This is a genomic window from Dokdonella sp. (assembly GCF_017744955.1).
Taxonomy (GTDB): domain Bacteria; phylum Pseudomonadota; class Gammaproteobacteria; order Xanthomonadales; family Rhodanobacteraceae; genus Dokdonella_A.
Map to the genome: position 1 here is coordinate 168,073 of NZ_JAGIAG010000004.1, position 9,520 is coordinate 177,592.

General features: G+C 68.5%; 8 protein-coding genes. 3 read left to right on the plus strand and 5 right to left on the minus strand.

Annotated features, from left to right (window positions below; all coding sequences use genetic code 11):
- The 4 genes from J7520_RS11305 to J7520_RS11320 all read right to left on the minus strand — a co-directional run bounded on the left by J7520_RS11305 (nt 1) and on the right by J7520_RS11320 (nt 4,020).
- Nucleotides 1–1,269 carry a TIGR03862 family flavoprotein gene (locus J7520_RS11305; protein WP_291188232.1) on the minus strand — a complete coding sequence of 423 codons (1,269 nt, stop codon included), beginning with the start codon at nt 1,267–1,269 and terminating at the stop codon, nt 1–3.
- Between the two features lie 187 nt (nt 1,270–1,456).
- Complete coding sequence (locus J7520_RS11310; protein ID WP_291188235.1) at nt 1,457–1,867, minus strand: ketosteroid isomerase-related protein; 411 nt, start codon at nt 1,865–1,867, stop codon at nt 1,457–1,459.
- 53 nt (nt 1,868–1,920) lie between these two features.
- Entirely contained in the window at nt 1,921–2,103 is a 183-nt protein-coding gene (locus J7520_RS11315) for a hypothetical protein (RefSeq protein WP_291188237.1), read from the minus strand.
- 96 nt (nt 2,104–2,199) lie between these two features.
- The gene (locus J7520_RS11320) at nt 2,200–4,020 is read right to left on the minus strand and encodes a DUF885 domain-containing protein (protein WP_291188240.1); all 1,821 of its coding nucleotides are present in this window, start codon (nt 4,018–4,020) and stop codon (nt 2,200–2,202) included.
- A gap of 196 nt (nt 4,021–4,216) precedes the next feature.
- On the opposite strand from J7520_RS11320, the gene rlmJ reads away from it, so the two are divergent.
- The 3 genes from rlmJ (at nt 4,217) to J7520_RS11335 (ending at nt 8,348) form a co-directional block, all read left to right on the plus strand.
- A complete protein-coding gene (rlmJ, locus tag J7520_RS11325; RefSeq protein ID WP_291188243.1) occupies nt 4,217–5,059 on the plus strand; it encodes a 23S rRNA (adenine(2030)-N(6))-methyltransferase RlmJ in 843 nt (280 codons plus the stop codon).
- Between the two features lie 76 nt (nt 5,060–5,135).
- Nucleotides 5,136–5,957 carry a ferritin-like domain-containing protein gene (locus J7520_RS11330; RefSeq protein WP_291188246.1) on the plus strand — a complete coding sequence of 274 codons (822 nt, stop codon included), beginning with the start codon at nt 5,136–5,138 and terminating at the stop codon, nt 5,955–5,957.
- A gap of 156 nt (nt 5,958–6,113) precedes the next feature.
- A complete protein-coding gene (locus tag J7520_RS11335; RefSeq protein ID WP_291188249.1) occupies nt 6,114–8,348 on the plus strand; it encodes a hypothetical protein in 2,235 nt (744 codons plus the stop codon).
- A 475-nt stretch (nt 8,349–8,823) separates the two neighbouring features.
- On the opposite strand, the gene J7520_RS11340 is transcribed toward J7520_RS11335, so the two are convergent.
- On the minus strand, nt 8,824–9,303 hold the full coding sequence (locus J7520_RS11340) for a glutaredoxin family protein (RefSeq protein WP_291188252.1): 480 nt from the start codon (nt 9,301–9,303) through the stop codon (nt 8,824–8,826).
- Nucleotides 9,304–9,520: the final 217 nt, after the last annotated feature.

Genomic DNA, 9,520 nt, shown 5'->3' on the forward strand with positions numbered 1-9,520 from the left:
CTACGGTAGCGGCTCGTCCGGTGCCGCGCAAAGCGACGAACGGTCGCGCCCGGCCAGCCAGCGCGCCGCGCCTTCGCCGGCGATGCGTCCGCTGGCGAAGCAGGCGGTCAGCAGGTAGCCGCCGGTCGGCGCTTCCCAGTCGATCATCTCGCCGGCGACGAACACGCCGGGTCGTGCGCGCAGCATCAGCGCGTCGTCGAGCGCGTCGAAGCGCACGCCTCCGGCGGTGCTGATCGCCTCGTCGAGCGGGCGCGGACGCAGCAGCGTCAGCGGCAGCGATTTCAATGTCGCGGCGACACGCTCGGGGTTCTGCCAATCCTGCTTCGGCAGCGCTTCGTACAGCAGCCCGGCCTTGACGCCGTCGATGCCGGCGCGACGCCGCAGGTGCTCGCTGAAGGACCGCCCGGCACGTGGTGCGGCGAGATCACGCGCGAGCCTGGCTGCGTCGCGGCCCGGCACCAGATCGAGCCGGATCGCAGTCGAGCCGTGGCGCGCGATCGCCTCGCGCAGGCCCGCGCCGAGCGCGTAGATCAGGCTGCCTTCGACGCCGTTCGCGCTGACCACGAATTCGCCCTGCCGGCGAACGACGGTGCCGTCGTCGTCACGCCATTCGAGCCGCACCGGCTTGATCGGCGCGCCGGCGTGGCGCGATGCGAAGTGCGCGCTCCAGGCCACGTCGAAGCCGCAGTTCGCCGGCCGCAACGGCGCGAGTTCGATGCCGCGTTCCGCGAGCGCCCCGGTCCAGCTGCCGTCGGAGCCGAGCACCGGCCAGCTGCCACCGCCGAGCGCGAGCACGACCGCGTCGGCGCGTACGCGCCGCTCGCCCTCCTCGTGCGCGAAGCGCAATGCGCCGGTGTCGTCCCAGCCGAGCCAGCGATGGTTGACGTGGAAGCGCACGCCGCTCGCACGCAGGCGCCGCAGCCAGCCGCGCAGCAACGGCGCGGCCTTGAGGTCGCTCGGGAACACGCGGCCGGAACTGCCGACGAAGGTCTCCACGCCGAGTCCGCGCGCCCATTCGCGCAAGGCTTCGGCGTCGAAACGCGCGAGCCATCGTTCGACCTCGCGCGCGCGATCGCCGTAGCGCGAGACGAACGTGTCGAACGGATCGGAGTGCGTGAGGTTCAGGCCGCCCTTGCCGGCGATCAGGAACTTGCGCCCGACCGAGCCCATGCGATCGTACAGGTCGACCTCGGCGCCGAAGGCGCGCGCGGCTTCGGCCGCCATCAGTCCGGCCGGGCCGCCGCCGAGGATGTGTACTCGCGCACTCATCGCCGAATGCCTTTTCGAGACGCCGCGAGTGGCCCGGAAAGCGGATCGCGATGACGCGCCGAGGGCGCTTGGTCGTCTCGAAGAAGCTTGAACACCGTCATCCCCGCGTTCGCGCGAAGGACGGGATCATTCGCGGCGCTCTCCGAAGTTCCGTCCGCGGCCGATCCGGCACTCCACGCCGAAGAACTCACCCACCGACCTGCGCGATCCAGTCCTGCAGGTTGTAGTAGTTCGTCACGCGCGCGATGCGGCCGTCGCGGATGTCGAAGAACGCACCGCCGGGCAGCACGTACTGCTGTCCGTTCGCCGCCGGCAGGCCTTCGTCGCTGGCCTTGTAGGTGCCGTGCACGACGTATTCGGCGGCGGCGCGGGAACCGTCCGGCGTGCTCGACACGACGATGTCGGTCAACCGCTCGGCGTAGCTGCGATTCATGCGCGCGAGGAAGGCGCGGAACGCCTCGCGCCCGCTCTCGCGCGGACCCTGGTTGAGGTCGTGCGCGACGTCGTCGCTGAGGTGGGCGAGCATGCTTTCCCAGTCGCCGCGATTGAACGCGGCGTAGTAGTTCTCGATCAGGGCGATCGTGTCTTGCGCGGACATGGCGGCTGCCTCGTCGGAATGGACCGGCCGCCATGGTAGCAACCGCGCCGCGCTCACCAGAACAGGCGCGACACGTGCAGCGCGTGGAACGCCCAGTACAGACCGAACAGATTCCAGAACAGCTTCTTCAATCCGCGCGCGAAGAGCCACACGGCGGCGAGCACGAGCACGGCAGGCAGGTATTTGTCGACTTTTTCCTGCAGCGACGGCGACAGAGCCGGAATCGAGACGTTCATGACGATCCTCCCGCACCTTCAGCGGTGCGGGAGGATCGTCGCCGATGGCGGCGCGCGGGATCAGGAGCGACCGTCAGCGATCGCGCATGACGCCTGTCAGGTCCGCGACTGCTGCTCGATCCACTCCTGGATCACCCGCTCCAGCAAGGCCATCGGCAGCGCGCCGTGGGTCAGCACCTGGTCGTGGAAGTCACGCAGCGTGAACTTCGCGCCCAGCGCCTGCTTCGCCTTCTCGCGCAGCTCGAGGATCTTCAGCATGCCGGCCTTGTACGCCAGCGCCTGGCCCGGATCGACGAAGTAGCGTTCGATCTCGGCGGTGACGTCGCTCTCGGCCATGCCGGTGTTGTCCATCATGTACGCGATCGCTTGCTCGCGCGTCCAGCGCTTGTAGTGGATGCCGGAATCGACCACCAGGCGCACCGCGCGCATCATCTCGTCGCGCAGGCGGCCGAGGTCGTCGAGCGGGTCTTTCTCGAAGCCGAGCTCCCAGGCCAGCCGCTCGGCGTACAGCGCCCAGCCTTCCGCGTACGCGGTGAACGGCAGCACGCGGCGGAAGAACGGCACGCCCTTCAGCTCCTGCTGGATCGCGATCTGGAAGTGATGCCCGGGAATGCCTTCATGGTACGCGAGCGTGCGCATGGCGAACTTCGGCGTCTCGGTGACGTCGCGCATGTTGGCGAAGAACACGCCGGGGCGCGAACCGTCGAACGCGCCCGGCTCGTAGTAGGCGCCGGGCGCGGTCTTCTCGGAGAACTCCGGCACCGCCTTCACCTGCACGCCGAGCTTGGGCCGCACGTCGAAGGCGTCGCCGAGGCCGGCGTTCACCTCGTCGAGGATCGCCTGGTACTGCTTCAGCATCGCCGCCTTGCCTTCCGGCGTGTTCGGATAGGTCGCGTCGGGCATGCGCGCGAGCTGCTGCACGCGCGCGCCGATGGTGCCTTCGGCGAGGCCCTGGCCGCGCAGGATCGCGTCCATCTCGGCCGTGATGCGCTCGACCTCGGAGAGGCCGAGCGTGTGTACCTGCTCCGGCGTCATGTCGGTGGTGGTGTGCATGCGCACGCACCAGGCGTAGTAGGCCTCGCCGTCCGGCAGGCTCCAGGCGCCTTCGTTCTTCTGCGCCTTCGGCTTCAACGCGGTGAAGTAGTCGATCAGCGTCCGGTAGGCCGGATAGACGCTGTGCTCGATCGCGGTCTCGACGCGTCCGAGCAGCGCGTCGCGCGTGGCCTGCGGCATCGCCTCCGGCGCAATCTTGTCGAGCTTCTCCTTGAACGTCGCGTACAGCATGTTCTGCTTCGCCGGCACGCCGATGAAGCCGGTCATCTGCGCCAGCACGCCGTCGACGGTGAACTTCGGCGGCACCACGCCGCTGGCTTCGCGCTGCTTGAGGCCTTCGACCACCTGCGCGAACTTGGTCGGGAACAGGTCCAGGCGCGCGACGTAGGCCTTCGCCTCCGATTCGTTCTTGACCTGATGCGTCTCGGCCATGAAGTTCGGCAGGTTCGACTGTATGCCGGACATCTGGTTGACCGGGAAGTCGTGGCGGCGGAAGCGGTCGCCCTCGACCTGGATCGTCAGGAAGTAGTCGAGCACGTCGTAGGACAGCCGGCCCTCGCGGTCGAGCGCGTCGCGGTCGTAGCGGTGCAGCGTCTCGACATCCGACTTAAGCATCGCCGCCATCGCGTCCTCGTGCGCCGGCGAGGCGTCGTCGAGCTTGCCGCTGTAGAAGTCGGCCCAGTCCGGCAGGATGCGCATGCCGCTCAGCATCTCCGGGCTCTGCAGCGCGAACTGGCCGAACACGCGCGCGTAGAACCAGTCGATCTTGTACGGCTTGAAGTACCAGACGTGCACGAACAACAGCGCGCACAGCAGCACGCCGAGCAGGATCAGCCTGAACAGCCATTTGAATACGGTCCGCATGCCCGCCACTCCCCCGGGGAAAGGCCGCAGCGTAGCGGCTCGCCGGAGCGCAGGCCATCGCGCAGAAGTCATGCACGCGGCGCCGTGGACGCGGCCCATGGGCGGTCGCCGACGCACGGCGTCGCCATTGCGATCGCACGGGATTCGCCACGACGGGCTTTACGCGGCGCGCGCCCGGTCCCAAGCTGCGCGCCTCATGAACTACCGCCACGCCTTCCACGCCGGCAATTTCGCCGACGTCTTCAAGCACACCCTGCTGATCGGCCTGCTCGAGGCGCTGCGCGCCAAGCCGGCCGCGTTCTGCTACGTCGACACGCACGCCGGACGCGGCCTGTACGACCTGCGCGGCGAGGAGGCGACGCGCACCGGCGAAGCGGCGGACGGCGTGCACCGCCTGCTCGCCGCCGACGCGCTGCCGGCGGCGTTGCGCGACTACGTGGAACGCGTGCGTGCGCTGGACGGCAACACCGCCGGCGAGATCGTCCGCTATCCCGGCTCGCCCCTGCTCGCGCGCACGCTGCTGCGCGAACAGGACCGCGCGATCCTGTGCGAACTGCAGGACGAGGAAGCCGCCGCGCTGCGCCAGGCCCTGCACGGCGACGCGCGCTGCGCGGTGCACCGACGCGACGGCTACGCCGCCTTGAAGGCGCTGCTGCCGCCGCCGCAGAAGCGCGGCCTGGTGCTGATCGATCCGCCGTTCGAGGCGCAGGGCGGCGAGTACGCGGCGATCCAGAACGCGCTCGGCGAGGCGTTCAAGCGCTGGCCGAACGCGATCTACGCGGTCTGGTATCCGATCAAGCGGCGCGAGGCGATCGTGCCGTTCCACCGCTGGCTGCGCGGCGCCGGCGCCGAGGTGCTGGTGGCCGAGCTGCTGATCCATCCGGACGACTCGCCGCTGCGCCTGAACGGCTGCGGCGCGACGATCGTCAACCCGCCGTGGCAGTTCGATCGCGCGATCGAGACCTGGCTGCCGACCGCGCAGCGCCTGCTCGCCGCCGAGGCCGGCGAATCGCGCCTGGAATGGCTGCGACGCGACTGAAGCGCCGCCGCGCCTGGCCTATGCATTTTTGTCGCGAATCGGTCATATTTGGCGGCTGGAACTTTCAGGTATTCCAATGAGCTACGCGCACGCCCTGCCCTGGACGCTGGAAAGCATCGGCCTGGATCGCATCGAGATCGAGCGCATCCGTCCCAACGAGGACCTGTTCTTCCTGCTCGCCAGCTCGTCCTTCGTCGAAAGCGGCTCGGATCTGTACACGCGCAACCTGATCGACCACTTCGCCGGCGACGCCGAACTGCAGGGCTGGCTGGCCGATCATTGGGAGCAGGAAGAACTGCAGCACGGCCGCGCGCTGGCCGCCTACGTCCGCCGCGTCTGGCCGGAATTCGACTGGGACGGCGCGTTCAAGGCGTTCTGGAACGAATACGGCGCGGTCTGCACCGCTTCCCAACTGGAAGACAGCCGCGGCCTCGAACTCGCCGCGCGCTGCGTCGTCGAGACCGGCACCGCCAGTCTGTACCGCGCGCTCAACACGATCGCCGAAGAACCGGTGCTGCAGGCGCTGACCGACCAGATCCGCAAGGACGAGGTGCGCCACTACAAGCACTTCTACCAGCACTTCAACCGCTATCGCGAACGCGAGTCGATCGGCCGCTACCGCGTGTTCCGCGCCGTGCTCAAGCGCGTGCTGGAGATCCGCGACGAGGACAGCGACATCGCCCTGCGCCACGTCTTCCTCGCCCGCTATCCCGAGCGTGCCACCGACGAGGTCGAGCTGCGCCGCGTCACCGGCCGCGCGCGCGACCTGCTGCGCCGCCACATCCCGGCCGACATGACGGTGAAGATGCTGCTGAAGCCGCTCGACCTGCCCGCGCGCCTGCTGCGCACGCTGGAGACGCCGCTGGCGCGGCTGACCGAGAAGCTGTTCCTCAACTGAGGAATGTTTCTTTTTCCATTTTGCTGCATCCGCACAGCGCGCTCGCTTGACAGCCGTCGGCGCCGGCCGCTATAGCGAATCGGCAATCCGGGGTGAGCGATCGGCCGTCCGCGGCCCGGGAAGGGACTTGCACTGTCCACGCGACGAGGTGCACCCATGTCCTGCTGTCGATCCCTGGCCGTCGCCGGCCTCTGCCTGTTCGCCGCGGCTTCCGAGCTGCACGCTCGAGATCCGCTGACGCTCGCCGTCACCGTTTCCACCGATCTCACGCCCGGCAGCTGCGGTGACGCGCAGTCGCTGCACGTCACTGCCGGCGATCCGGTCAACTTCTGCTACACGATCACCAACGCGAGTCCCGACGATCTCGCCTTCCACACGCTGCGCGACGACGTCAACGGCGTGCTGCTGCTCGACCACGCCGCGGACGTGCCGGCCGGCCAGAGTTTTCAGTACAACGACGTGCGCATCGTCGGCGCCAGCCAGACGCTCACGTCGACCTGGACCGCCGCCACCGCACTGGCCGACTACGCCACGGCGGTCAACGATCCGGACCGCCTCTTCGCCGACGGTTTCGACGGCGGAGCGGCACCGCCGAACTACGCCTTCGAGGACATCAGCGCGACCGGCACCGATCTCGGGCTCGACGACGACGGCGAGGCCACCGCGCAGATCGGCTTCGACGTCAGCTTCTACGGCGTGACCTCCGATGTCGTGCGCGTCGGCAACAACGGTGCGATGCTGTTCGGCGTCGATAGCGGCGAAGTCGGCTACGGCAACCTGGTGTTGCCGAACGCGACGCTGGGACCGGCGATCCTGCCGTTCTGGGACGACTTCGCCGCGACCAGCGGCGGCGTGTTCGCACAGACGCTCGGCGAGGCGCCGAACCGCCGCTTCGTCGTGCAATGGAACCAGCGCCCGCACTACGTCTCCTCCGGCACGGCCACCGATCCGGCCACGTTCGAGGCGACTCTGTACGAAGGCAGCAATGCGATCGTGTTCCAGTACGCCGACGTCGACATGGACGGCGAGGAATTCGACGGCGGCCTGTCGGCGACGATCGGCCTGAACCAGGGCGCGCGCGCGAACCAGTATTCCTACGACACCGCCGCCGTCGCTGCCGGCGACGCGATCCGTTTCGTGCCGACGCCGGTGACCTCCTACAGCGCGAGCGCGGTCGTGACGATCACCGCCGGCAGCCCGGACATCGTCGTGAATCCGGCCAGCTTGTCGGCGACGGTCGCGGCCGGCGCCGCCACGCAGATCCAGCTCGGCATCGGCAACGACGGCGACGCCGACCTGGTCTGGAGCCTGACCGAAGCGGCGGCGCCGACGCTGCGGTCACGCGCGCCGGCCGCATCGTCGACCGCCGGCGCCGATGCGCCGACCAGCAGCTACGCTCCGCGATCGGCCGCGTCTTCCCTGTGGCCGGCGGACAAGGCCGGCGACGGGCTCGCCGGCGCGGACGTGCCGGCCTTCGGCGTGAATCTCAACTCGATCGAGGGCAACACCCTGGTCGGCCTCGACGCGGCGCATCCAGGTTCCACCACGCCGATCGGCGCGATCGAGCGCACCCTGGTCGGCGGCGCCTTCCTCGACGGCGACTTCGGCACGCTGTACGCACTCGATTTCGACAGCGGCGAGCTGGTGCGCGTGAACACCGCCGACGCCGGCGTCGAAGCGGTGGGCGTGGCGACCACGGTGAACGGCGAGGACTGGAGCGGCCTCGCGCTGGATCCGGCCAGCGGCACGCTGTACGCGAGCAGCACGCTGATGAGCGGCGGCATCTCCTCGACCTTGTACACGATCGATCCGGCCACCGGCGCCGCCACGCCGATCGGACCGATCAGCGCCGGCGGCCGCATCATCGAGATCGCGGCCGATGTCGGGGGCCAGCTCTACGGCGTGGACATCGCCGGCGACGCGCTGGTCGCGATCGACAAGGCCGGCGGCGCCGGCAGCCCGATCGGCGCGCTCGGCTTCAATGCGGAGTTCGCCGAGGGCCTGGACTTCGACCCGTCGACGAACGTGCTCTATTTCGCCGCGGTCAACGACGAAAGCGTGTTCTCGCAGCCCGGCCAGATGTACACCATCGACACGACGACCGGCCATGCCACCCTGGTCGGCGGCATCTCGGCCGATCCGGCCGCGGCGCAGATCGCCGCGTTCGCGATCGCGCTGCCGTCGAGTCCGTGCGCGGTGCCGTCCGACATCCCGTGGCTGAGCGCGGCGACGACGTCCGGCACCATCGCCGCCGGCGCCAGCACGCCGGTCGAGATCGACCTGGACGCCGGCGCGCTCGGCGCGGGTACCTACACGGCGACGCTGTGCGTGCGCAGCAACGATGCGGACCGGCGCATCGTCGTCGTGCCGGTCAGCCTGACCGTCGAGTAGTCGGGTCCTTGCCCCGCGGGATCCAGCCGGATCGGCGGACGAACGAAGCAGCATCGGTTGAAAGAACGGACCGGGAAAAACGGGAAGCCGACGCAACGTCGGCTTCCCACGCGCCGGACGATCACGAAAAACCTACCGTCCGTCGCGCTTGTTCCTTCAGCAGTAGTACGTGCACGGAGGAGGAACATCCTCGCACCAATCACCCGAACTGCAATCGATGCAGCACGGCAATGCCTTGCTTCCACTCGCAAACGCCGCCGTGCTGGCACCCGCTCCGAGCATGAACGCGCAGCCGGCCAGCAGCAGGCCCAAACGATATTTCCTGATCATCGCTTACTCCTTCTCGATTCCTTCGTGAGACGACTGCCCGCCCATCCTTGGCGGACAGTCGGCGGTACGTCGAAAGCGGGCTACGCCATTCGACGGGTCGAGGCCGCCTCCCTGCGACCGGATTTCGACGCATGGTCCGCTTCGATCAGCGCCGGGCCGACTCGAGCGATTGGCGAATCGTCTCTTCGCGGAATCCGATGATCCTGCGGTCGCCGACGAACAGCATCGGCACGCGGCTGCCGCCGAGCGCCTCGAATTGCCGCTTGGCATCGGCCGACTGATCGATCACCAACTCCCGGAAATCCACGTGCTCGCGTTCCAGCAGCTCGCGCACCTCGCGGCAAAACGGGCAGGTCGATCTGGAGAACATCACGACCGATTTGCCGGCCTGCCGGTAGAGGGCGTCGTAGTTGCCGGTGACGTAGGACGGCTCCGGGAACACACGCTGATAGACTGCGTGCAATCGCGGTCCCGTCCAGAGTCCCAGTCCGAGGAACAATGCGAGCGCCACCACATAGGCCGTCGATTTCATCAGTCCCTGCCACCAGGTTTTCCCCCCGGACGCGGTCCGGGAGTTCGTGGTGACGCCGATCGACGGGGTAAGGTCGGATGTCTGCTTCTGCACGGGTACGAACTCTTTCGTGATTAGGCGGAGGGAAGCTAGCCAGTACAGCCGGATCGCGTAGGCACGAACCGGTAATGAATGAGTAACGGATAGGTAACGGAACGGCGCCGCCCCGATTTCCGCGCACGTCCCGGTCGGCGGAAGAAAAGCCGCACCGGCGCCATCTCGACGTCGCTGCAGGCATGAACCGTCGATAGCGGGCTTTACCCGATTCGGC

Bases quoted from the DNA above. Each gene is read 5' to 3' on its own strand.
- J7520_RS11305 (WP_291188232.1), bottom strand. From the start codon at position 1,269: ATGAGTGCGCGAGTACACATCCTCGGCGGCGGCCCGGCCGGACTGATG.
- J7520_RS11310 (WP_291188235.1), bottom strand. From the start codon at position 1,867: ATGTCCGCGCAAGACACGATCGCCCTGATCGAGAACTACTACGCCGCG.
- J7520_RS11315 (WP_291188237.1), bottom strand. From the start codon at position 2,103: ATGAACGTCTCGATTCCGGCTCTGTCGCCGTCGCTGCAGGAAAAAGTC.
- J7520_RS11320 (WP_291188240.1), bottom strand. From the start codon at position 4,020: ATGCGGACCGTATTCAAATGGCTGTTCAGGCTGATCCTGCTCGGCGTG.
- rlmJ (WP_291188243.1), top strand. From the start codon at position 4,217: ATGAACTACCGCCACGCCTTCCACGCCGGCAATTTCGCCGACGTCTTC.
- J7520_RS11330 (WP_291188246.1), top strand. From the start codon at position 5,136: ATGAGCTACGCGCACGCCCTGCCCTGGACGCTGGAAAGCATCGGCCTG.
- J7520_RS11335 (WP_291188249.1), top strand. From the start codon at position 6,114: ATGTCCTGCTGTCGATCCCTGGCCGTCGCCGGCCTCTGCCTGTTCGCC.